The sequence below is a fragment of the Antarctobacter aquimaris genome, from assembly GCF_900184945.1.
GTDB lineage: Bacteria > Pseudomonadota > Alphaproteobacteria > Rhodobacterales > Rhodobacteraceae > Maliponia > Maliponia aquimaris.
Genome location: NZ_FXYF01000006.1, coordinates 159,374 through 181,366 on the forward strand (window position 1 = coordinate 159,374; position 21,993 = coordinate 181,366).

Sequence of the window (21,993 nt, forward strand, 5' to 3'; positions counted from 1 at the left end):
CACGATGTCGTCCAAGATCACCCTCCATGCTCCCCACCCAGATGGGGCCGCAGGGTGCCGCGATCAAGCCGCCCGTGTCACCTCTCCGGCCACGCCCGCCCAGGCGCCGGGGGTCAGCTCCAGCCCCAGCACCCGGTCCGGGTTGGTCGGCGGCGGCATCTCGACCTCGTCCAGCCGGACAAAGCCGAAGCGCGAATAATAGGGCGCATCGCCCACCAGCAGCACGCGCGCATGGCCCAGTTCCCCGGCCCGCTCCAGCGTGCCGCTGATCATCGCCGCGCCCAGCCCCTCGCCCTGCGCGATCGGGTGCACCGCCACCGGCCCCATCAGCAGCGCCCCGACCCCGCCGACGCACACCGGCCAGTAGCGGATCGCCCCGCCCAGGGTGCCGGTCTCGTCCCGCGCGATCCAGCACAGCTCCGCCACCGGCGGCACGTCATCGCGCAGCCGGTAGGATGACAGCAGCGTGCGCCCCGGGGCAAAGGCCAGGTCGAACAGCCCCTCGACGTCCAGGCCGTCCTCCGGCCTCTCCTGTGCAAGCGTGAACACCCGCCTCTGATCTCCTGCTGAACGCGATCCCGTGCATTCCGGTGCAAACCGGCGTATCACGCTGAAAACCCATGCGCAAACAGGAGCGACGCCAGTGTTCTACCGCCCCCAGGACGGCCACGGACTGCCGCACAACCCCTTCAACGCCATCGTCACGCCGCGCCCGATCGGCTGGATCTCGACCCGCGGCCGCGACGGGCACGACAACCTCGCGCCCTACAGCTTTTTCAACGCGGTGGCCTACGTGCCGCCGCAGGTGATGTTCGCCTCGACCAGCGCCAAGCCCGACCGCGGCGACACCAAGGACAGCGTCGCCCAGCTGCGCGAAACCGGGGTGTTCTGCGTCAACATCGTCGAATACGCGATGCGCGACGTGATGAACCAGACCTCCGGCCCGTGGGACCGCGAGGTTGACGAGTTCGAGCTCGCCGGCATCGAAAAGGCCGCGTGCGAGACCATCGACTGCCCCCGCGTCGCCCGCGCGCCGGCCAACCTCGAATGCCGGGTGACGCAGATCGTCCAGCTGGAGGGCAAGTCCAACTTCGCCGTCTTCGGCGAGGTGGTCGGCGTGCACATGCGCGACGACTGCCTCAGGGACGGCGTGTTCGACGTGCTGTCCTTCAACCCGCTCTCGCGCATGGGGTATCGCGACTACACGGTGGTGCGGGAAAAGTTCGAGCTGAAGAGACCGGGGGAGTAAGTCGCCTCTGCGAAGGCAGAGGCGACTGGTGGGCAAGGGTCATGTTTCCAAAGGAAACGTGACCGCCCACACCCCTCCATTCCAGGCGCACCCTACCCACCCCACACCCCTTGCGGTCGGGTTGGCGGGCGGGCGATGGGCGTCAGCCCAAGTCCCGTCTCGACCGACCCGCAAAACAAACCCCTCCCCCCTTGCGGCAGGGCCGGTGGGCGGGCGATGGGCGCCAGCCCGAGTCCCGCCCCGCCGACCCGCATACCGCCCATGCAGATCCGCATGGACTGCGCCCTCGAAACGTCGCCCCGAACCCGCTATCCTCCACCGCGCAACCGATGGAGCGCGCCATGGACCAGCACCCTTGATCCCCTGACCCGTCACGGACCCCAAGGAGGCCCCATGCCCTTTTCCCTGCCCGACGCGGCGCGCCCGCACCCCATCACCCTGCCCGACGGCACCCCGCACGGCGGCACCGTCCACCTCAAGGCCGTCATCGACCACCCCAGGTTCGAGGTCGGCGCGCACAGCTACGCCAGCGATTTCGACCCGCCGCAGGACTGGGCCACGCGCCTCGCCCCCTACCTCTTTCCCTTCAGCCAGGAGCGCCTGAGCCTGGGCAAGTTCTGCCAGGTCGCCCACGGCGTGCGCTTCCTGACCAGCTCGGCCAATCACGCCACCGACGGGCTGACCACCTACCCCTTTGCCGTCTTCGACCCGGACAGCATGACCGGCTACCAGCCCGACACCCGCGACACGGTGATCGGCCATGACGTCTGGCTGGGCTACGGCGCGCTGGTGCTGCCCGGCGCGCGGATCGGCAACGGGGTGATCGTCGGCGCGGGCGCGGTGGTGCGCGGCACGGTGCCCGACTACGCCGTGGTCACCGGAAACCCGGCGCAGGTGGTCCGCCTGCGCTTCACGCCCGCTGAAATCGCCACCCTGAACGCCCTCGCCTGGTGGGACTGGCACGACGACACCATCGCCGCCGCCCGCCCGGCGCTGGAGTGCGGCGATGTCGCAGCGTTGCAGCAAATGGCACCCCGAGGGCAACCGCGCTTGCCGCGGAACGAAAACGGGCGACCGTAGCCGCCCGCTTGAGACCCGTGAATCGGGATGCTGTGTCAGGCAGCCTTGCGGCGACGGGCGGCAAGGCCCAGACCGCCCAGGGCGGCCAAAAGAAGAGGCAAGCCTGCGGGGACCGGCACCGGCGACGGCGGCGGTGCCGCGTTGAAGTAGAGATCGTCCACAACCGTGTACAGGCTCACATCGGTCCCAGACCCGTAGCGGATCGACACGCTTGTGACCAACTCGTCGCTGACAAAGCCAATGAACTGGTCAACGGCGTCGTTCATGTTCGCGGCCACGGAAATCGACCCCAGAGCGCCGCCAACGCCAAAGATGTCCAGTACGGCACTGAATGCCCCTGAGCAGCAGGTGTCATCGTTGCCGAAGAACATGCCGACCGAGGACACGGCGGAGGCAAAGGTGAACGTGATCGCGCGTGGAAAGGTGGCCGTTGTGAGGCCCGTAGTGCCGCTGGGAAATGACGGGGCATAACCCAGGTTCGCCAGGGTCAGAGCGCCGGAAGACGAGGCGGTCACACCTGGCACGAGTGCCAGGTCATCGAAGGTTTCAAGGGTGTAAGGCCCTTGTGTCAGTCCCGCGACCGACCCGACTTGAACAACGGCAGCACTTGCTGTGCTGGCTGCAAGCAGTAGGCCAAAGACCGCTCCTGCAAATCTACGTACACTCACTTGGTTTCCCCCATTTGACATTGTCTTCAACCTGGAAAGACGTCCGCATAGCCTAGAATTCCGCGTTCGGATCCGCCAAGCCCTTTTTGGGGAATCCATCGACTATCAGCATTTAATACAACATTGAGGTGTATGGCCGCGCATTTACCCAGGTTTTCCGTGCATTAACCATGGCATTGGGGATTCGACCTCTGACTCCGGGACAGGTTTTTCGCGCCGTCCGAATCGATGGTCGCGAATATCGAAAATCCCTCGGTCCTGTGCAGGTCGCACTTGGCGGTAGCCCGTGCAGGGGGGGATTGGGCCGAAAACGTCCGCGAAGTTGCAATGCGGACCGGCGACTTCGGCCATCCTGGATTCGAAGTCGGCGTGGCCCTGCGCCAGCACCTTGGATCCGCCACTGAACTGGGCGGCGCACCTCGCCCCCGACCTCATTCCCTTCAACCAGGGACGCGTGACCATCGGCAGGGTCTGCCGGGTCGCCCACCTCCCGCGCTCGAGTCCGGCGATGTCGCTGCGTTGCAGCATCACGCGCTCCGCTGACCCCGCCCGAAACGCAAGGAGGGCGCCCGCAACAGGCGCCCTCACCCCGTCAGGCGGGTTTTGTACAAAACGACATTTTTCGCGTACAAGACGTACCTTTTGTACAAAACCGCGGCGCGCTCAGTGCCCGCCCAGGATGCCGGTCCGCACGTTGTAATCGACCGCCAGTTCGTAGTCCGGGTCGTCGTCGGAATCGACCATCAGGTGCCCGGCCTTGTTCAGCAGGCGGTGACAGTCGCGGCTGAGGTGGCGCAGCTGGATCTGCTTGCCCGCCGCCTCGTATTTGCCCGCCACGGCCTCGATCGCCTGCAACGCGGACTGGTCCACCACGCGGCTGTCGTCAAAGTCGACGATCACCACCGAAGGGTCCTCATCCACTTGGAAAAGCTCGGCAAATCCGTCCGCCGAGCCAAAGAACAGCGGCCCCTGCACCTGGTAGACCTTGGCGCCCTCGGGGGTGATGTAGGTCTTGGCATGGATGCGCCGCGCATTGTTCCAGGCATAGGCCAGCGCCGAGACGATGACGCCCACGACCACAGCGACCGCGAGGTCCTCCATCACCGTGACCACGGTCACCAGGATGATGACAAAGGCGTCCATCAGCGGGACTTTCGTCAATATTTTCAACGAGTTCCAGGCAAAAGTTCCGATCACCACCATGAACATCACCCCCACCAGCGCGGCCAGCGGGATCAGCTCGATCATCGGCGCGGCGAACAGGATGAAGATCAGCAGGAACAGCGCCGCCGCGATCCCGGCAATGCGCGTGCGCGCGCCGGATTTCACGTTGATCATCGACTGGCCGATCATCGCGCAGCCGCCCATGCCGCCAAAGAAACCCGTCAGCAGGTTGGCCGCACCCTGGGCGATGCATTCCTGGCTGGCGCCGCCGCGCTGGCCGGTCATCTCGCCCACCAGGTTCAGCGTCAGCAGCGATTCGATCAGCCCGATGGCCGCCAGGATCACCGCATAAGGCAGAATGATTTCAAAGGTTTCCAACGTGAAAGGCACCATGGGAATGTGGAACTGCGGCAGCCCGCCCTGGATCGAGGCCAGGTCGCCGACGCGCGGCACCTCGAGGCCAAAGCCGATCACCAGCGCCGCCACAACGGCGATTCCGGCCAGCGGCGCGGGCACCACGCGGCTGATGCGCGGCATGATCCAGATGATCGCCATGGTCAGCGCCGTCAGCCCCAGCATCAGGATCAGCGGCCCGCCCGACAGCCATTCGCCCCCGCTCATGCCGTGCCCGGTGTTGACCATCGTGCCCGGCACCTTGAACTGGCCCAGCTGCGCCAGGAAAATGACGATGGCCAAGCCATTGACAAAGCCCAACATTACCGGATGCGGCACCAGCCGGATGAACTTGCCCCATTGCAGCACCCCGGCGATCAATTGCAGCAGGCCCATCAGCACGACGGTGGCAAACAGGTATTCCACCCCGTGCTGCGCCACCAGCGCCACCATGACCACCGCCAGCGCCCCCGTCGCGCCAGAGATCATCCCCGGCCGCCCGCCAAACACCGCCGTCACCAGCCCCACCAGGAAGGCCGCATAGAGCCCCACCAGCGGATGCACCCCGGCGACAAAGGCAAAGGCCACCGCCTCGGGCACCAGCGCCAGCGCAACGGTCAGCCCCGCCAGCAGTTCGATCCGCAACCGGCCGGGGGTGAACTCCACCTGCGACATCAACGACAGATCGGGCAACGCAAGACGATCGGCGAAACTCGCCAGGATGGCTTTCTTCATCGGGGGTCCTTTCAATGCCGGGTCCCAGGGCAGCGCCCACAAGGGGCACGCCGCACCGCAGCAAACGAATCCGTTTGGTCTGCCTTATCCCAATCCTTGGCAGTTTGCACGGATTTACTGCCCCCGCGCCCGGACGCAGGAGGCAAAGCACAGTGCGCGCGAAGGAATAATTTTTCCTGAAACTTTCCCGGCGCGCCGTCGTGAGTCCTGATGGACGCACCGAAAGCGGCGTCCGTTAACCGATATGGAGGACGTCAGAATGACCAGAACAGCAATTGCAGCCGCGCTTGCCCTGTCCCTCGTTGCAGGCCACGCAATGGCCAAGGCACACGATCAGGGTGTCGCCGACGGCGGCTATGTCCCGGGCGAACAGACCGGCGCAAAGACCGTGATCGATGCCCTCGAAGACGCCGGGGTGCTTGACGGCAAGGGCGTCTCGGCCGTCGTCAAGGGCGGCGCACGCGGCGACGCCGCCTCCGAGAGAAAGGGCGGCAACCGCGTGGTGCCGACCGTCAACGACTGACGTGACACACCGGCCCCGGGCAAGACGTGCCCGGGTGCCTCGGCGGTGCATTGGCCTCTGGAACTTCACGGCGCGGCCCCCTACCCTGACTGCGAGCGGCAGCGGGGAGAGACACGCATGGACACCATGATCGGGGTGATCGGCGGATCGGGCATCTACGACATCGACGGGCTTCAGGACGCGCGCTGGACCGCCGTGGACAGCCCCTGGGGCACGCCCTCGGACGAGATCCTGACCGGCACGCTGGGCGGGGTCCGCATGGCCTTCCTGCCGCGGCACGGTCGCGGCCACGTGCACAGCCCGACAACCGTCCCCTACCGCGCCAACATCGACGCGCTGAAGCGGATCGGCGTGACGGACGTGATCTCGGTCTCGGCCTGCGGATCGTTCCGCGAACACATGGCACCGGGCGATTTCGTGGTCGTGGACCAGTTCATCGACCGCACCTTTGCGCGGGAAAAGTCTTTTTTCGGAACGGGTTGCGTGGCGCATGTCTCGGTCGCGCACCCCACTTGTCCGCGCCTTGGGGATGCCTGTTTCACCGCCGCGCAGGACGCCGGGATCACCATCCATAAGGGCGGCACCTATCTCGCCATGGAAGGGCCGCAGTTCTCGACCCTGGCGGAATCGAAGATGTACCGCGACAGCTGGGGCTGCGACGTGATCGGCATGACCAACATGCCCGAGGCCAAGCTCGCCCGCGAGGCCGAGCTCTGCTACGCCTCCATCGCCATGGTCACCGACTACGACAGCTGGCACCCCGACCACGGCGCTGTCGATGTCTCCGAGATCATCAGGATCCTGATGGGCAACGCCCAAAAGGGCCGCGAGATGGTGCGCCGCCTGCCCGCCCTGCTGGGACCCGACCGCGCCCCCTGCCCGCATGGCTGCGACCGCGCGCTGGACCATGCCATCCTCACCGCGCCCGACAAACGCGACCCCGCGCTGCTGGCCAGGCTCGACGCGGTCGCCGGGCGGATGCTGAACACCTGACGTCGTCGTGTTGTCGCGCCTGCTCCTCGCTCTCGCGCTCCTGGCGGTTCCCCTCGCCGCCCCCGCGGCCGAGGACTTCATCGAGACGATCGGCCCGCTGAGCGACGAGGATTTCTACCGCCTCGTCGCCTGCGCCGCCCCGCCCGGCGGCCCCTGCGACAAGAAGATGGTCCACTGGAGCACGGCCCGCCCGCTGCGCGTCCAGCTGACCCGGATCGACCCCGCCTTCCTCGGCGGCAAGCAGAAACGCGCCCGCGCCGCGCTGACCCGCGCCGTGCGCTACATCAACCGCGTCGGCGCCGGCATCGCGCTGACCGAGGTCCCCGAGGGTGCCGAGGCCGACATCCGCATCTACCTGGTCGACACCGACGGCACGGCGCCGATCAGCGGCACCGGCATCAAGGGCGTCGACGGCACCACCGTCACCGGCGCGCGGGTGATCGTCTGGTCGCGCAGCGACAGCCAGCTGATCCAGCGCGCGCAGATCGTCTTTGGCACCCGGCTGCACATCCGCCACTACGAATCCGCGATGATCGAGGAGCTTACCCAAGCGCTTGGCCTGTTGACCGACATCCGCAACCCGGATTACCTCGGCAAATCGGTGTTCTCGCAGGACGACAACCTGTCCAAGGACCTCGGCCCGCAGGACGTCATGGCGCTGCGCCGCCACTACCCGCCAAAGGAGCGATGATGGACCTCAGTCTCTGGCTCGCCTTCGTGGCCGCCTCGACGGCGCTGCTGCTGATCCCCGGCCCGACCGTGCTGCTGGTGCTGTCCTACGCCCTCGGCAAGGGCCGCCCGGTGGCGCTGGCCTCGGCGGCCGGCGTCGCCAGCGGCGATTTCCTCGCCATGTCGCTGTCGCTGGCCGGGCTGGGCGCGCTGGTCGCGGCGTCGGCCACGCTCTTCACCGCGCTGAAATGGGTTGGCGCGGGCTACCTGGTCTGGCTGGGCATCCGGCTGATCCGCTCCGCCCCGCGCGACGGGCTGACCCTGCCCTCCGCCGCCGTCTCGGCGCGCGGCGTCTACCTGCACACCCTGACCGTGACCGCGCTCAACCCCAAAAGCATCGCCTTCTTCATCGCCTTTGTGCCACAGTTCGTGACACCCGGCGCGCCGCTGCTGCCGCAGTTTGCGATCCTGGTCGCCAGCTTCGTCGCGCTGGCCGCGCTGAACGCGCTGGCCTACGCGCTCGCCGCCGACCGGCTGCGCCGCACCATCTCGCGCCCCGCCGTGCTGGCGGGGTTGACCCGCGCCGGCGGCGCCACGCTGATCGGCATGGGTCTCCTGACCGCCACGCTGCGCCGCGCCTGACGCCCGCCCTCAGGCCCTCCCCCCCCTGACCACACCAAGGAGCGGACATGCCCCGCAAGACCGAGATCAAGGACTACATCCGCACCATCGTCGATTTCCCGCACGAGGGGATCCTGTTCCGCGACGTGACCACGCTGTTCGCCGACCCGCGCGGCTTCCGCATGGCGATCGACCAGCTGCTGCTGCCCTACGCCGGGGTGCGCTTTGACAAGGTGGTGGGCCTCGAGGCGCGCGGCTTCATTCTCGGCGGCGCGGTGGCGCATCAGCTCTCCGCCGGCTTCGTGCCGGTCCGCAAGAAAGGCAAGCTGCCCGGCGCGGTGATCTCCGAGGAATACCAGCTGGAGTACGGCGAGGCGGTGGTCGAGATCCACGACGATGCCATCGAGGCGGGCGAAAAGGTGCTGCTGGTCGACGACCTGCTGGCCACCGGCGGCACCGCCGAGGCCGGCATCAAGCTGATCGAGCGGCTGGGCGGCGAGATCATCGGCTGCGCCTTCGTGATCGACCTGCCCGACCTCGGCGGCCGCAAGCGGCTCGAGGCGATGGGCATGGACGTGCACGCGCTCTGCGCCTTCGAGGGGCTCTGAGCGCCACGGCAGAGGCTTCTTCTGGCGTGAAATATCCCGGGGGAGCCCCGGACCCCGTCCGGTGCGGGGGCAGCGCCCCCCGCCGGAGGTCTTGCGCCCCGCGCAAGGCCGACAGAACCGGCGCGCGCCGCAAGGCGCGCACCGATGGATCAGCGGTGATCGGCCAGATTGACGGTCTTCGACTTGGCCCTGGCCGACGTGTCGCCGGAATTGGCGTCGATGAACTCCAGCACCAGCGGGCGGATGTTGTTGCGCCAGCTCTTGCCGGCGAAGATGCCGTAGTGCCCTGCGCCCTCCTCCACGTGGCTGGCCTTCTTCTCGTCCGGCAGGCCGGTGCAGAGGTCCAGCGCCGCGACGCATTGGCCGGGGGCCGAGATATCGTCCTTGGAGCCTTCCACCGTCTTGACCGCCACGCGGGTGATCGCGCCGATGTCCACCTTGTGACCGGCGACGACAAACGCGTTCTGCGCGATCTCGCGGTTCTTGAAGACCCGCTCGACCGTCGACAGGTAGAACTCCGCCGGCATGTCCATGACGGCCAGGTACTCGTCGTAGAACCGGTTGTGCGCGTCGTGGTCCGACGCCTCGCCCCGCGACACGCGCAGGATCTGGTCGCGGAAGGCGGCGGAATGCCGGTCGCCGTTCATCGACATGAAGGACGCCAGCTGCAACAGCCCCGGGTAGACCATCCGCCCCACGCCCTTGTACTTGAACCCGACGCGCTGGATCATCGTCTCTTCGAGCTGGCCCATGGTCACGCGGCGGCCAAAGTCGGTGACGTCGGTGGGGGTCGCGTCCGGGTCGATCGGTCCGCCGATCAGCGTCAGCGTGCGCGGCTGCGCCTCGGGGTCCTGCTCGGCCAAGTAGGCAGTCGCCGCCAGCGTCAGCGGCGCGGGCTGGCAGACCGCGATCACATGCGTGTCCGGCCCCAGGTGGCGCATGAAATCGACCAGGTAGAGCGTATAATCCTCGATGTCGAACTTGCCCGCCGACACCGGGATGTCGCGCGCGTTGTGCCAGTCGGTGATGTAGACCTCGCAGTTGACGAGCAGCGACTTGACGGTCGAGCGCAGCAAGGTGGCGTAGTGGCCCGACATCGGCGCCACCAGCAGGATCTTGCGCGGCTGCTCGGCGCGGCCGGCCACGTTGAAGTGCAGCAGGTTGCCGAACGGCTTTTCCACCACGGTGGCGATGTCGACAAGGTGATCCTTGCCGTCCTCGCAGGTGAAGGTGCGGATGCCCCAGTCCGGCTTGACCACCATGCGTTCAAAGGTACGTTCGGTTACTGCGCCCCAGGCCGCCATCCAGGCCAGCGCGGGATTCGGAACAGCCGCAAAAAACGGGTACGAGGCAACGGTCCGGGCTGTCGCACCCAGCCAGGCGTTGGTGTTGCGGATACTCTCCATCAGGTCATACGTCGCCATGTAGCGCACGTTCGGCACTCCTTATTTCGTTCCACGGGGGCCAGCGGAAACCGCCTGCCCGAACCCGAGCCAATTCGTCGCTTTGCCCCCCAACGCCCACGACGGTATGCTGCACTTGCGAAGGATAGGGGGAAATCAATCCAATGACAACGAACGAGGTTGCCGCAGGCGAAAGCCGTGCGCGGCTCGAAAAGAATCTGGAGCGGGTCGAAGAGCTGAGCAAGCGACTCGTCGGAGCCCTGACCCGCCGCCACCCGACGCCGCCCGCACTGAACGGACCTGACAGCGCGCTCTATACCAAGGCGGCGCAGGCCTACATGCAGGAGTGGATGACCAACCCGGCCAAGCTGCTGGAACAGCAGGTCAGCTTCTGGGGCAAGACGGTCACGCAGTTCGTCGAGGCGCAACAGACCCTGGCCAGGGGCAAGCTGCAGGCGCCCGAGGATCCGGGGCCCAGCGACAAGCGCTTCAAGAACCCGCTCTGGGACACCCACCCCTATTTCAACTTCGTCAAGAAGCAGTACCTGCTGAACGCCGAGACCATTCAGAACGCGATCGACGCGATCGAGGACATGGACGAAAAGGAAAAGCGCCGCCTGCGCTTTTTCAGCCAGCAGATCGTCGACATGTTCGCCCCGACGAACTTTCTCGCCACCAACCCCGATGCGCTGATGAAGGCGGTCGAGACCGAGGGCGACAGCCTGGTGCGCGGGCTCGAGAACCTGGTCAATGACCTCGAGGCCAACAACGGCGAACTGGTCGTGCGGCTGGCCGACGAAAGCGCCTTCGAGATCGGCGAGAACATTGCCACCGCCCAGGGCGAGGTGATCTATCGCAACCGCATGATGGAGGTGATCCAGTACAGCCCGACCACCGACGAGGTGCATGAGACGCCCGTCGTGCTGTTCCCGCCGTGGATCAACAAGTTCTACATCCTCGACCTGAAGCCGCAGAACAGCCTGATCCGCTGGGTCGTGGACCAGGGCTATACCCTGTTCGTGGTCAGCTGGATCAACCCCGACGTCAAGTACCGCGACATCGGTCTCGAGGAATACGTCGAAGAGGGTTTCCTCAAGGCGATCGAGGTCGCCAAGGACGTCTGCGACACCGACAAGGTCAACGCGGTCGGCTATTGCATCGCCGGCACCACGCTGAGCCTGACGCTGGCACTGATGAAGAAACGCGGCGACAAGTCGGTCAAGTCCGCCACCTTCTTCACCGCGCTCACCGACTTCAGCGACCAGGGTGAATTCACCCCGTTCCTGCAGGACGATTTCGCCGACGGGATCGAGCAGGAGATCGCCCAGGAAGGTGTGCTGCCCTCCTTCATCATGGCGCGCACCTTCTCGTTCCTGCGCTCGAACGACCTGGTCTATGGCCCGGCGATCCGCTCCTACATGATGGGCGAGACGCCGCCCGCCTTCGACCTGCTGTACTGGAACGGCGACGGCGCCAACCTGCCGGGCAAGATGTTCAGCCAGTACCTGCGCGGCCTGTGCCAGCGCAACGAGTTCGCCGAGGGGACGTTCCGGATGTTCGGCGAGACCCTCAGCGTCAAGGACGTGGACGTGCCGCTGATGTCCATCGCGACCGAGACGGATCATATCGCCGCGGCGCGCGACGTGTTCCGCGGCGTGCAGATGATGGGTTCGCGCTCCAAGCACTATGTGATGGGCGAGTCGGGGCACATCGCCGGGATCGTCAATCCGCCGTCCAAGGCCAAGTACGGCCACTATGTGAACGACGACATGAGCGGCGATTTCGACTCGTGGAAGGCCGCCGCCGAGTACCGCCAGGGATCCTGGTGGCCGCACTGGGAGGCCTGGCTGCGCAAGCGTTCGGGCAAGAAGGTGGCGGCGCGCGTGCCGGGTGATTCGGGCTACAAACCGCTGGCCCCGGCACCGGGAACCTACGTGAAGATCAAGGCCGCCAAGCAAATTCAGTGACTTGCCGAATTGATGCTGCGGTGCAGAATTTCCCTTGAAATGCCGCACCGCAGCATGCATATTGTGGATAGTCACAGAGACGGGGCGGACCCGGACCAGCATCAGATGAGGACGACGAAGATGGCACAGACCCAGGATTTCACCGCGATGATGAAAGACATGATGGGCGCATTCCCCGTGGACACCAAGGCCATGGAAGACGCGTTCAAGACCACCGCAACCATGAACGAGAAGCTCTCGGCCGTGGCCCTGGAAGCCGCCGAGAAGTCGAGCGAACTGTCGTCGGCATGGACCAAGTCGACCCTGGCCAAGCTGGCCGAGATGTCGAAGGCCAAGGCAGAGCCGGCCGACTACGCCAAGGCGATGACCGATTTCGCCTCCGCGCAGGCCGAGATCGCCTCCGAGAACATGGCTGCCTTTGCCGAGATCGCCAAGAAGGTCCAGATGGACACCGTCGAGCTGCTGATGGCCGCTGGCAAGGACTTCTCCGAAGACGCCACCGCCGCCGTCAAGAAGGCCACCGACGAGATGACCTCGGCCGCCAAGAAGGCCACCTCGGCCGCCAAGTAATTCGGCTACGGCCGAACCGGAATTTGCGCCCTCTCCTCCCAATCGAGGCGCAATATCCTGGGGCAGGATCTTCGGATCCTGCCCCTTTTTCGTTGCGCCGTCGCCAGGCCCGGCGGCACGGGTGCGACACTTCGGACCAGAAAAATTCTGCGTCGCAGCAAGATATCACTTGAAATGCTGCATCGCAGCATGCATATTGAGGACAGCTGCAGAACACGGGGACATCCCGGAGCAGAATGAACCAGATGCAAGGATGACTGACATGGCACAGACCCCCGATTTCACCACGATGATGAAAGACATGATGGGCGCATTCCCCGTTGACACCAAAGTCATGGAAGATGCGTTCAAGACCAACGCGACGCTGAACGAAAAGCTGTCGGGCGTGGCGATCGAAGCCGCCGGCAAGTCCGCCGAGCTGTCCGCCGCATGGACCAAGGACACCCTGTCCAAGCTGGCCTCGATGTCGAAAGCCAAGAAAGAGCCCGCCGACTACGCCAAGGCGATGACCGATTTCGCATCGGCCCAGGCGGAAGTGGCTGCCGAGAACATGGCCGCCTTCGCCGAGATCGCCAAGCGCGTTCAGATGGACACCGTCGAGCTGCTGATGGCCGCCGGCAAGGACCTGTCGGAAGACGCCACCGCCGCCGTCAAGAAGGCCACCAACGAGGCAACCACCGTTGCCAAGAAGGCCACCGCAGCGGCCAAGTAATTCGGCCCAGGCCGATTTGGGAATTTGCGCCCTCTCCTCCCAGTTTAGGCGCGATGACCCGAGGCGGGATCTCCGGATCCCGCCTCTTTTTTTGTGTTGCCCTGGCGGCCGTCGATCGGGTCGCGATAGCCCCCGCATCCCGGAAACACGTCTGCCACGGCTTCGGCTCCAGCCGCGTCGTCCGTCGGCCCGCCGCGGCGCTCCCGGGCGCGCGTCCACAGCGCATGGGCCACATCCTCGTGGGTCGAGTCCGGATCGGCGATGAGGTCCGGGCGCAGTCTTTTTTCCGGGTGCGTCAGAAAATAGTCGGAAAATGCAATCAAAGCGGTCGCGCAAGCGGATGGCGTTCACCTTGGGACGCGTCACCCGATGCACTTCGGCCACGGGACCGGACGAAGCCCAAAGACCGCAAACGCGTCGGGCAAAGCGGTGTCCGATCGGATCGAAGCCCCGGACGCAACCACGTCCGGGGCTTCGGGATATCAGACGATGGTCGCCTCGGTCGCCGCGATCAGTTCTTCGCGGGTCACGCCATCGGCGCATTCGACAATGTGCAGGCCCTTGTCGGTCACGTCCAGCACGCCGAGGTTGGTGATGATGCGGTCGACCACGCCCTTGCCGGTCAGCGGCAGGGTGCATTCCTTCAGCACCTTCGACTCACCATGCTTGTTGGTGTGGTCCATCACCACGATCACCCGGCCGACACCGGCCACCAGGTCCATCGCGCCGCCCATGCCCTTGACCAGCTTGCCCGGGATCATCCAGTTCGCCAGGTCGCCCTTTTCCGAGACCTCCATGGCGCCCAGGATCGCCGCCGCGATCTTGCCGCCGCGGATCATGCCGAACGACGTCGCGCTGTCGAAATAGGAGGTGCGCGCCAGTTCGGTGATGGTCTGCTTGCCGGCGTTGATCAGGTCCGGGTCCTCTTCGCCCTCATAGGGGAAGGGCCCCATTCCCAACATGCCGTTTTCGGATTGCAGCGTGATGTCCTTGTCACCGACGTAGTTGGCGACCAGCGTCGGGATGCCGATCCCGAGGTTCACGTACATCCCGTCTTCGAGTTCCTGCGCCGCCCGTGCGGCCATCTGGTTGCGGTCCCAGGGCATTACACTTCCTCCCGCTTGCGCACGGTGCGCTGCTCGATGCGCTTTTCGTGCTGGCCTTGCACCAGACGGTGCACGTAGATCCCCGGCAGGTGGATGTGGTCCGGGTCGAGCGAGCCGCGCGGTACGATCTCCTCGACCTCGGCGACGCAGATCTTGCCGCACATCGCCGCCGGCGGGTTGAAGTTGCGCGCGGTCTTGCGGAACACCAGGTTGCCGGTGTCGTCGGCCTTCCAGGCCTTGACGATCGACAGGTCGGCAAAGATCCCCTGTTCGAGGATGTAGGTTTCGCCGTTGAAGTCCTTGTGCTCCTTGCCCTCGGCGATCACCGTGCCCACACCGGTCTTGGTGTAGAAGCCCGGGATGCCGCAGCCGCCGGCGCGCATGCGCTCGGCCAGGGTGCCCTGAGGGTTGAACTCCAGCTCCAGCTCACCCGACAGGTATTGCCGCATGAATTCGGCGTTCTCGCCCACGTAGGACGACATCATCTTCCTGACCTGCCTGGTTTCCAGAAGCTTGCCCAGGCCGAACCCGTCGACGCCGGCGTTGTTGGACGCGACGGTCAGGTTCTTGACACCGCTGGCCACGATCGCGTCGATCAGCAGTTCCGGAATGCCGCAGAGACCGAAGCCCCCCGAGGCGATCAACATCCCGTCGTGCAGGACGCCGTCAAGCGCCTCCGCCGCCGAGCCGTAGACCTTTTTCATGGCTTGTGCCCCCATACAATTCGAATGTTGGGGTTGTCGCCGCCGCGCAGCAAAGAGTCAATGCGCGTGCGGCGACCGCCAGGGTATCAGATGAGACGAACCTGGGTGCCGATCGGCACGAGCGCGTACAGCTCTTCGATCTTCTCATTGTACAGGCCAATGCAGCCATCCGACGAGGGGCGGCCGATCTTGCGCGTGTCATGCGTGCCGTGGATCAGGTAGGCCGGCCAGTCAAGGTACAGCGCATGGGTGCCCAGCGGGTTGTCCGGCGCGCCACCGGCCACCGGCTTCCAGTCGGGAAAACGCTCCATCTGGCTGGCGGTCGGTGTCCAGGTCGGGCCGACCTTCTTGCGCACAACCTCGGTGTAGCCGCGCCGTGTCAGCTCGTCGGTCTTGGGAACCGAGGTGGGGTAGACGCGGTAATCGGTGCCGTCCCCGCTCCAGTAGTGCAGCGCGCGGCTGGCGGTGTCGCAGACGATGCAGCCGGCGCCGAGGCTGTCGAAATGGTCACGCCAGTCCTGGCTGACAAAGCTCGACACGTTGCGGCGCACAACTGCGTTGATCTCGCGCTGCTCCTGAGCCCGGACCTGCGCGGGAAGGATCAGCGCCGCGCCGGCGCCGATCATCACGTTGCGACGTGAAAGGGCGATCTTTTTCATGCTGCTCTCCAAGCCTGTCCTGTTTCCCTCCCGAGTACAGGACGCCGCAGCGCAGCACCAATCACATTCCGTTCAAACGATCCGGGTTTCCCGTGAGGGGCGTCAGCCCTTGGCCGCCTTCTTGGCCGCGGGCTTCCTGGCGGCCGTCTTCTTCGCCGCGGGCTTTTTCTCGGTCGCCTTCTTGGCCGCCGGCTTCTTCTTGCCGGACTTGGAGGCCTTGTCGTCGATCAGCGCCACCGCCGCCTCGAGCGTGATGTCCTTGGGGTCGGCGTCCTTGGGCAGGGTCGCGTTGACCTTTTCCCATTTGACGTAGGGTCCGTAGCGGCCTTCGTAGACGTTGATCGCGCCGCCCGCCTTGGGGTGTTCACCCAATTCGCGCAGCGGCTTGACCGTGGCGCCCCGCCCGCGTCCCGGGTTGGCGCGTTTCTCGGCGATCAGCTCCACCGCGCGGTTCATGCCGATCTCGAAAACCTCCTGGAATTCCTTGAGGTTGACGTAGACCGGCTTGTCCTCGTCCGGCAGCTGGTGCATCAGGTAGGGCCCGAAGCGGCCCAGGTTCGAACTGACCGCCCCGCCGTCCGGGTGCATCCCGATCTGGCGCGGCAGGGTCAGCAGCGTCATCGCCTTTTCCAGCGTCAAGTCGTCCGGGTGCCAGCCGGGCAGGAAATCGCCCTTTGCCTTGGGCAGCGAGGCGCGCGGCGGCTTCTTGTTCTCCGGCGTCGGCTCGCCGCGCTGCACGTAGGGACCAAAGCGGCCGGACTTCAGCCAGATCTCGTCGCCTTCGACCGCGCCCAGCAGCCGTTCGTCGCCCTCGGCGCCCTCGCCCGCGATCGGGCGGGTGTAGGTGCATTCCGGGTAGTTGCCGCAACCGACGAAGCCGCCGGTGCGCGAGGTCTTGAGGTGCAATTGCCCCAGCCCGCACTTCGGGCAGATGCGCGGATCGCTGCCATCGTCGCGCGGCGGATACAGCTGCGGCGCCAGCGCCTCGTCCAGCACGTCCAGCACCTCGGAGATGCGCAGCTCGGAGGTCTCGGCGATGGCGGCGCTGAAATCGCGCCAGAACTTGGTCAGCAGGTCCTTGTAGTCTTCCTCGCCCGCCGACACGCTGTCGAGCTCGTCCTCCAGCGCGGCGGTGAAGTCATATTCCACGTAACGCTTGAAGAAGTTCAGCAGGAAGATGGTGACGATCCGGCCCTTGTCCTCGGGGATCAGGCGGTTCTGTTCCTTGCGGACGTATTCGCGGTCCTGGATCGTGGTCACGATCGAGGCATAGGTCGACGGCCGCCCGATCCCCAGCTCTTCCATCCGCTTGACCAGCGTCGCCTCGGTGTAGCGCGGCGGCGGCTGGGTAAAGCTCTGGGTGGCCAGGGTCGCGCCGTCCTTCGAGATCACCGCGCGCGGCTTGTCGGCACCGTCCATCGCCTTGGCATAGGCGCTCTTGAGCGCGCCGCCGTCAAAGGCGGCGTTCTCGCCCTGCATGATCTGCGGCAGGCGCTTTTCGTCGTCCTCGACCGGCTCGTCGCGGCCCTCTTCGTAAACTTTGAGAAAGCCGTCGAACAGCACCACCTGCCCGGTGGCGCGCAGGCCGACCTGGCCGTCCTCGCTGCCGATCTCGACCGTGGTGCGCTCCAGCCGCGCGGCCTCCATCTGGCAGGCCAGCGTGCGCTTCCAGATCAGGTCGTAGAGCTTGCGCTGGTCCGGGTCCGACAGGCGCAGCGCGCCCGCGTCCTTGGTCATCTCGGTCGGGCGGATGCACTCGTGCGCTTCCTGCGCATTCTTGGCCTTGTTCTTGTACATGCGCGGGCTGGCGGGCACGTATTCCTTGCCGTAGCGGTCCTTGATCGCGTCGCGCGCGGCCATGACCGCCTCGGGCGCCATGTCGATGCCGTCGGTCCGCATGTAGGTGATGTGACCGGCCTCGTACAGCCGCTGCGCCGCGTTCATCGTCTGCCGCGCGCCCATGCCGAACTTGCGGCTGGCCTCCTGTTGCAGGGTCGAGGTCATGAAAGGCGCGGACGGATTGCGTGAGGCGGGCTTGGCCTCCACGCTGAGCACCTTGAGCTTGCGCTTGGCCACCGCGTCGACGGCCATCTCGGCCTGGGTGGCGTTCTCGAGGTCGTAGCGGTCCAGCTTGTTGCCGGCGAGGCTGACGAGACGCGCCTCGAAGCTCTGGCCGCGCGGCGTGGTCAGCTGCGCCTTCACCTGCCAGTATTCGCGGGCGCGAAACGCCTCGATCTCCATCTCGCGTTCGACGATCAGCCGCAGGCAGACCGACTGCACGCGGCCCGCGCTGCGCGCGCCGGGCAGCTTGCGCCACAGCACCGGCGACAGGTTGAAGCCGACGAGGTAGTCCAGCGCGCGGCGCGCCAGGTAGGCCTCGACCAGCGGCGCGTCGATGTCGCGCGGGTTCTTCATCGCCTCGGTGACGGCGGCCTTGGTGATGGCGTTGAAGGTCACGCGCTCGACCTTGGTGGTCTTCTTGATCGAGCGGCGCTTGGTCAGCGCCTCCTTGAGGTGCCAGCTGATCGCCTCGCCCTCGCGGTCGGGGTCGGTCGCTAGGATCAGTTCGTCATCGTCCTTGAGCGCCTCGGCGATGGCGGCGACATGCTTGCGCGAATCGTTGGCGATCTCCCAGGTCATCTCGAACCCGGCGTCGGGATCGACCGAGCCGTCCTTGGCCGGCAGGTCGCGCACGTGGCCGTAGGATGCCAGAACGGTATAGCCGGACCCCAGATACTTGTTGATTGTCTTGGCCTTGGCCGGGGATTCGACGACAACGACGGGCATGTGGGGCTGCTACCTCGCGAGTTTTCTCTTGGGCCGCTTCGGGGCCGTGTCCGGGTCCGCGTATGGCGGGGCACCATGTGGGACGCAAGGCTGAATTGTCAATCCGGGGCGCTGTGACGCTCTGGCGAGCCCTTCCCGCGCCGGGTGCCGGTGCGCTAGGGTGGCGCGCAGTCATCAGGAGAATTGTCATGATCCGCGCTTTCGCCGCCGCCCTGTCGGCCTGCCTTGTCCTGCCCCTGCCCGGCCTTGCCTGGGAGACCCCGGCACCCGGGACGGCCCTGCGCGGCGACCTGATGGATGCGCTCCGGCCGCATGCCGAATGGATCCTTGGCGCGCCGGTGGTCTTTGTCGTCGACGACCTGCGGGTGTCGGGCAACGTGGCCTTTGCCAACCTGCACCCGGTGCGTCCCGGCGGGCGCGAGATCACCCGTGACGAGATCCCGCAGCGCGACGGCATGGACAACCCGTTCGACTGGGACGGCGTGCAGATGCAGGCGCTGTTTCAGCGCACTGGCGGCGGCTGGACCGCCGTGCACCATGTGATGGGGGCGACCGACGTCTGGTGGGCCAACCCCGAGTTCTGCCCGGTCTGGGGCGCGGTGATCCCCGAGGTCTGCTGACAGCAAGGCATCAATGCCGGGTCACCAGGCTCAGAAGCCCGCCCGGCTGGCGGCGGATGTGGCCATCCAGTTCCAGGTCCGTCAGCACCGGAGAGACATGGCCCGCCGGCGCGCCCAGGTCGCGGATCAGTTGATCCTCGGCCACCGGCGAGGGCCCGAGCCGTTCGAGGATCCGGCGGTGCAGCGCGGCCGCGTCCAGCAGAGCCGCCCGATTGGCGTCGTCGCGCGGCGCAGGGTCCGGCGCGGGCGGCGCGAGGTCCAGTTCCGGCTGGTAGACCGGACCTGGCCTTGTCTCGATCGGCGGCAAGGATTCAAGGATGTCCTCGACGTTGCGGATCAGTCGGGCGCCGTCGCGGATCAGCAGGTTGCAGCCGCCGGCCCGGGCGTCCATCGGATGCCCCGGTACGGCCAAGACCTCGCGCCCCTGGTCCAGCGCATTGCGCGCGGTGATGAGCGAGCCGGATTTCGCCGCCGCCTCGACCACCACCACCGCCCGGGCCAGCCCCGAGACGATGCGGTTGCGGGTCGGGAAATGGCGGGCGATGGGCTGTAGGCCCACCGGCTGTTCGCTGATGCGGGCGCCGCCGGCCTGCAGGATGTCCTCGGCCAGCCGGGTGTTTTCGGACGGGTAGAGCACATCCACCCCCCCGGCCATCACCGCCACCGTGCCATGCGGCAGCGCCGCCTGGTGCGCCGCGGTGTCGATGCCGCGCGCAAGGCCGGAGACCACGACATAGCCCGCCTCGCCCAGCCCCTCGGCCAGCCGCCGCGCCATGCGGGTGCCCAGCGACGAGGCGTTGCGCGCGCCCACGAGCGCGATCATCGGCCGGCGCAGCACGGCGGGCGCGCCGATCACCCACAGCAGGGGCGGCGCGTCGGAGATATCGGCAAGATCAGGGGGATAGTCCGGCTCGCCCCGGCAAACCAGCCGCGCACCTGCCCGGCGGCCCGCTTTCATTTCCGCCTCGATCACGCGCGGCGGGCAGACCTCGTAGTTGTCGACACCGGCGGCGCGGGCCACGTCGGGCAGCGCCGCAAGCGCGGTCGCCGCGTCGCCATGTTCGGCCATCAATTTCCAGAAGGTCGTGACCCCGACACGACGAGAGCGCAAGAGGCGGAGCCAGTCCACACGATGATCTTCCGTGGTGGGTGGGAGTGGGGGGTGAGTGGAAGAGTAACTTTCGTCGCGCATCCTGTCCCCGCCTTCTTGCAGGATCAGTCATAGCGCGCGTCTGGTTAATCAAGGGTAAACCGGAAGCTGATTCTTTTCGACGAATTCACCGCCAGTTCGTGGACAATGCTTTGGGCGGACGCCGCAGGCCCGCCCATAGCCGTTCTGGTCAGGCCTGCGCGCCGCCCACCGTCAACCCGCCGATCATCACCGTGGGTTGGCCGACGCCGACCGGCACCCATTGCCCCTGCTTGCCGCAGTTGCCCATGCCCGGGTCCAGCGCCATGTCGTTGCCCAGCGCGCGGATGTTCAAGAGCGCCGTCGCGCCGTCGCCGATCAGCGTCGCGCCCTTGACCGGAGCGCCGACCTTGCCGTTCTTGACCCGGTAGGCCTCGGTGCAGGAGAACACGAACTTGCCGTTGGTGATGTCGACCTGCCCGCCGCCAAAGCCGACCGCCCAGATGCCGTCCTTGAGGTCGGCCACAATGTCGCCCGGCGCAGCGTCACCGCCCAGCATGTAGGTGTTGGTCATGCGCGGCATCGGGATATGGGCAAAGCTCTGGCGCCGGCCGTTCCCGGTGGGCTTGACCCCCATCAGCCGCGCGTTCTGGCGATCCTGCATGAAGCCGACCAGCTTGCCGTCCTCGATCAGCACGTTCTTGCCCGAGGGCGTGCCCTCGTCATCGACGGTGATCGAGCCGCGGCGGTCGGGAATCGTGCCATCGTCCAGCACCGTGACACCCTTGGCCGCCACCTGCTGCCCCATCAGCCCGGCAAAGGCCGAGGTGCCCTTGCGGTTGAAATCGCCCTCGAGACCATGGCCCACCGCCTCGTGCAGCAGGATTCCGGGCCAGCCGGGGCCCAGCACGATGTCCATGACACCTGCGGGCGCCGGCTCGGCGTCGAGGTTGACCAGGGCGATGCGCAGCGCCTCGCGCGCCTTCGCCTGCCAGTCCTGCGGTGCCAGCAGCCCCTCCAGGGACACCCGCCCGCCGCCTCCGTCGCTGCCGGATTCGCGCCGCCCGTCCTGTTCGACGATGACCGAGACGTTGACCCGCGTCATCGGCCGCACGTCGTTGACCAGCACGCCGTCGGCGCGCAGGATCCAGACCTCCTGCAAGGAGGCGGCGACGGTCGCCGTCACCTGCACCACGCGCGGGTCGAGATCGCGGGTATAGCCGTCGATCTCGCGCAGAACCTCCAGCTTGGCCGCGAAACTCGCGCCCTCGATCGGGTCGGCATCGGTGTAGAGGTGGCGGTTGGTGCCCGCGGGCGGCGGCGCCATGACCCCGCCGCCGTCGCCGATGGCCAGCCGCGCCGTCTCGACCGCGCGCCGCAGGGCGCTTTCGCTGATCTCGGTGGCATGGGCGTAGCCGGCGACCTCGCCGCGCACGGCGCGCAGGCCAAAGCCCTCGGACGAATCGTAGCTGGCGGTCTTGATGCGGCCATCGTCCAGCACCAGCGATTCCGAGCGCGACCGCTCGAGGAACAGCTCGCCATCCTCGGCCCCGCTCAGCGCCCCGCCCAGCAGCACCGAGGTTGCGTCAAGATCAAGATGGGTATCGAACGGGCGGAAGGGCGCGGCGGGCAT

Annotated in this window: 22 protein-coding genes; 11 read left to right on the forward strand and 11 right to left on the reverse strand. The window is 66.6% G+C overall.

Annotated features, from left to right (window positions below):
• Positions 1–63: 63 nt before the first annotated feature.
• Positions 64–549: a GNAT family N-acetyltransferase gene (locus MAA8898_RS12465; RefSeq protein WP_094021353.1), complete on the reverse strand. Its 486-nt coding sequence runs from the start codon at positions 547–549 to the stop codon at positions 64–66.
• 94 nt (positions 550–643) lie between these two features.
• Here MAA8898_RS12465 and MAA8898_RS12470 point away from each other — a divergent pair, with 94 nt between their 5' ends.
• Both MAA8898_RS12470 and MAA8898_RS12475 read left to right on the forward strand, forming a co-directional pair.
• On the forward strand, positions 644–1,249 hold the full coding sequence (locus MAA8898_RS12470; protein WP_094021354.1) for a flavin reductase family protein: 606 nt from the start codon (positions 644–646) through the stop codon (positions 1,247–1,249).
• Positions 1,250–1,642: 393 nt separating this feature from the next.
• Positions 1,643–2,329: a CatB-related O-acetyltransferase gene (locus MAA8898_RS12475; protein ID WP_094021355.1), complete on the forward strand. Its 687-nt coding sequence runs from the start codon at positions 1,643–1,645 to the stop codon at positions 2,327–2,329.
• Positions 2,330–2,364: 35 nt separating this feature from the next.
• Here MAA8898_RS12475 and MAA8898_RS12480 read toward each other — a convergent pair whose 3' ends face one another.
• Positions 2,365–2,844: a VPLPA-CTERM sorting domain-containing protein gene (locus tag MAA8898_RS12480; RefSeq protein WP_176445147.1), complete on the reverse strand. Its 480-nt coding sequence runs from the start codon at positions 2,842–2,844 to the stop codon at positions 2,365–2,367.
• Positions 2,845–3,660: 816 nt separating this feature from the next.
• On the reverse strand, positions 3,661–5,289 hold the full coding sequence (locus MAA8898_RS12490; protein ID WP_094021358.1) for a SulP family inorganic anion transporter: 1,629 nt from the start codon (positions 5,287–5,289) through the stop codon (positions 3,661–3,663).
• A 259-nt stretch (positions 5,290–5,548) separates the two neighbouring features.
• Between MAA8898_RS12490 and MAA8898_RS12495 the strand changes: the two genes are divergently transcribed.
• The 5 genes from MAA8898_RS12495 to MAA8898_RS12515 all read left to right on the forward strand — a co-directional run bounded on the left by MAA8898_RS12495 (position 5,549) and on the right by MAA8898_RS12515 (position 8,703).
• Positions 5,549–5,812 carry a hypothetical protein gene (locus MAA8898_RS12495; protein WP_141194842.1) on the forward strand — a complete coding sequence of 88 codons (264 nt, stop codon included), beginning with the start codon at positions 5,549–5,551 and terminating at the stop codon, positions 5,810–5,812.
• 117 nt (positions 5,813–5,929) lie between these two features.
• Entirely contained in the window at positions 5,930–6,805 is an 876-nt protein-coding gene (locus MAA8898_RS12500) for an S-methyl-5'-thioadenosine phosphorylase (protein ID WP_094021360.1), read from the forward strand.
• A 10-nt stretch (positions 6,806–6,815) separates the two neighbouring features.
• Positions 6,816–7,496: a DUF2927 domain-containing protein gene (locus MAA8898_RS12505; RefSeq protein WP_141194843.1), complete on the forward strand. Its 681-nt coding sequence runs from the start codon at positions 6,816–6,818 to the stop codon at positions 7,494–7,496.
• On the forward strand, positions 7,496–8,116 hold the full coding sequence (locus tag MAA8898_RS12510) for a LysE family translocator (protein ID WP_094021362.1): 621 nt from the start codon (positions 7,496–7,498) through the stop codon (positions 8,114–8,116). The genes MAA8898_RS12505 and MAA8898_RS12510 overlap by 1 nt, the downstream gene beginning before the upstream one ends.
• 47 nt (positions 8,117–8,163) lie before the next feature.
• Positions 8,164–8,703 (forward strand): adenine phosphoribosyltransferase, encoded by a 540-nt coding sequence (locus MAA8898_RS12515; RefSeq protein ID WP_094021363.1) that lies wholly within the window; start codon positions 8,164–8,166, stop codon positions 8,701–8,703.
• A 149-nt stretch (positions 8,704–8,852) separates the two neighbouring features.
• Here the strand turns inward: MAA8898_RS12515 and phaZ are convergent, their stop codons facing one another.
• Positions 8,853–10,136, reverse strand: a complete 1,284-nt coding sequence (gene phaZ, locus MAA8898_RS12520) for a polyhydroxyalkanoate depolymerase (RefSeq protein ID WP_094021364.1) — start codon at positions 10,134–10,136, stop codon at positions 8,853–8,855.
• 134 nt (positions 10,137–10,270) lie between these two features.
• Between phaZ and MAA8898_RS12525 the strand changes: the two genes are divergently transcribed.
• The 3 genes from MAA8898_RS12525 to MAA8898_RS12535 all read left to right on the forward strand — a co-directional run bounded on the left by MAA8898_RS12525 (position 10,271) and on the right by MAA8898_RS12535 (position 13,355).
• The gene (locus tag MAA8898_RS12525; protein ID WP_094021365.1) at positions 10,271–12,073 is read left to right on the forward strand and encodes a PHA/PHB synthase family protein; all 1,803 of its coding nucleotides are present in this window, start codon (positions 10,271–10,273) and stop codon (positions 12,071–12,073) included.
• A gap of 120 nt (positions 12,074–12,193) precedes the next feature.
• Positions 12,194–12,643: a phasin, PhaP gene (locus tag MAA8898_RS12530; RefSeq protein WP_094021366.1), complete on the forward strand. Its 450-nt coding sequence runs from the start codon at positions 12,194–12,196 to the stop codon at positions 12,641–12,643.
• Between the two features lie 262 nt (positions 12,644–12,905).
• A complete protein-coding gene (locus MAA8898_RS12535) occupies positions 12,906–13,355 on the forward strand; it encodes a phasin, PhaP (protein ID WP_094021367.1) in 450 nt (149 codons plus the stop codon).
• 44 nt (positions 13,356–13,399) lie between these two features.
• On the opposite strand, the gene MAA8898_RS12540 is transcribed toward MAA8898_RS12535, so the two are convergent.
• The 5 genes from MAA8898_RS12540 to topA all read right to left on the reverse strand — a co-directional run bounded on the left by MAA8898_RS12540 (position 13,400) and on the right by topA (position 18,611).
• Positions 13,400–13,678, reverse strand: coding sequence for a hypothetical protein (locus MAA8898_RS12540; RefSeq protein ID WP_094021368.1), 279 nt, complete (start codon positions 13,676–13,678; stop codon positions 13,400–13,402).
• Between the two features lie 159 nt (positions 13,679–13,837).
• Positions 13,838–14,461 carry a CoA transferase subunit B gene (locus MAA8898_RS12545; protein WP_094021369.1) on the reverse strand — a complete coding sequence of 208 codons (624 nt, stop codon included), beginning with the start codon at positions 14,459–14,461 and terminating at the stop codon, positions 13,838–13,840.
• A complete protein-coding gene (locus MAA8898_RS12550) occupies positions 14,461–15,165 on the reverse strand; it encodes a CoA transferase subunit A (RefSeq protein ID WP_094021370.1) in 705 nt (234 codons plus the stop codon). The genes MAA8898_RS12545 and MAA8898_RS12550 overlap by 1 nt, the downstream gene beginning before the upstream one ends.
• 86 nt (positions 15,166–15,251) lie before the next feature.
• Positions 15,252–15,824, reverse strand: coding sequence for a L,D-transpeptidase (locus MAA8898_RS12555; protein ID WP_094021371.1), 573 nt, complete (start codon positions 15,822–15,824; stop codon positions 15,252–15,254).
• 102 nt (positions 15,825–15,926) lie between these two features.
• On the reverse strand, positions 15,927–18,611 hold the full coding sequence (gene topA, locus MAA8898_RS12560) for a type I DNA topoisomerase (RefSeq protein ID WP_094021372.1): 2,685 nt from the start codon (positions 18,609–18,611) through the stop codon (positions 15,927–15,929).
• Between the two features lie 188 nt (positions 18,612–18,799).
• Between topA and MAA8898_RS12565 the strand changes: the two genes are divergently transcribed.
• Complete coding sequence (locus tag MAA8898_RS12565) at positions 18,800–19,231, forward strand: hypothetical protein (RefSeq protein ID WP_094021373.1); 432 nt, start codon at positions 18,800–18,802, stop codon at positions 19,229–19,231.
• Between the two features lie 10 nt (positions 19,232–19,241).
• Here the strand turns inward: MAA8898_RS12565 and dprA are convergent, their stop codons facing one another.
• Both dprA and tldD read right to left on the reverse strand, forming a co-directional pair.
• The gene (gene dprA / locus MAA8898_RS12570; protein ID WP_094021374.1) at positions 19,242–20,423 is read right to left on the reverse strand and encodes a DNA-processing protein DprA; all 1,182 of its coding nucleotides are present in this window, start codon (positions 20,421–20,423) and stop codon (positions 19,242–19,244) included.
• Positions 20,424–20,571: 148 nt separating this feature from the next.
• The gene (tldD, locus tag MAA8898_RS12575; protein WP_094021514.1) at positions 20,572–21,993 is read right to left on the reverse strand and encodes a metalloprotease TldD; all 1,422 of its coding nucleotides are present in this window, start codon (positions 21,991–21,993) and stop codon (positions 20,572–20,574) included.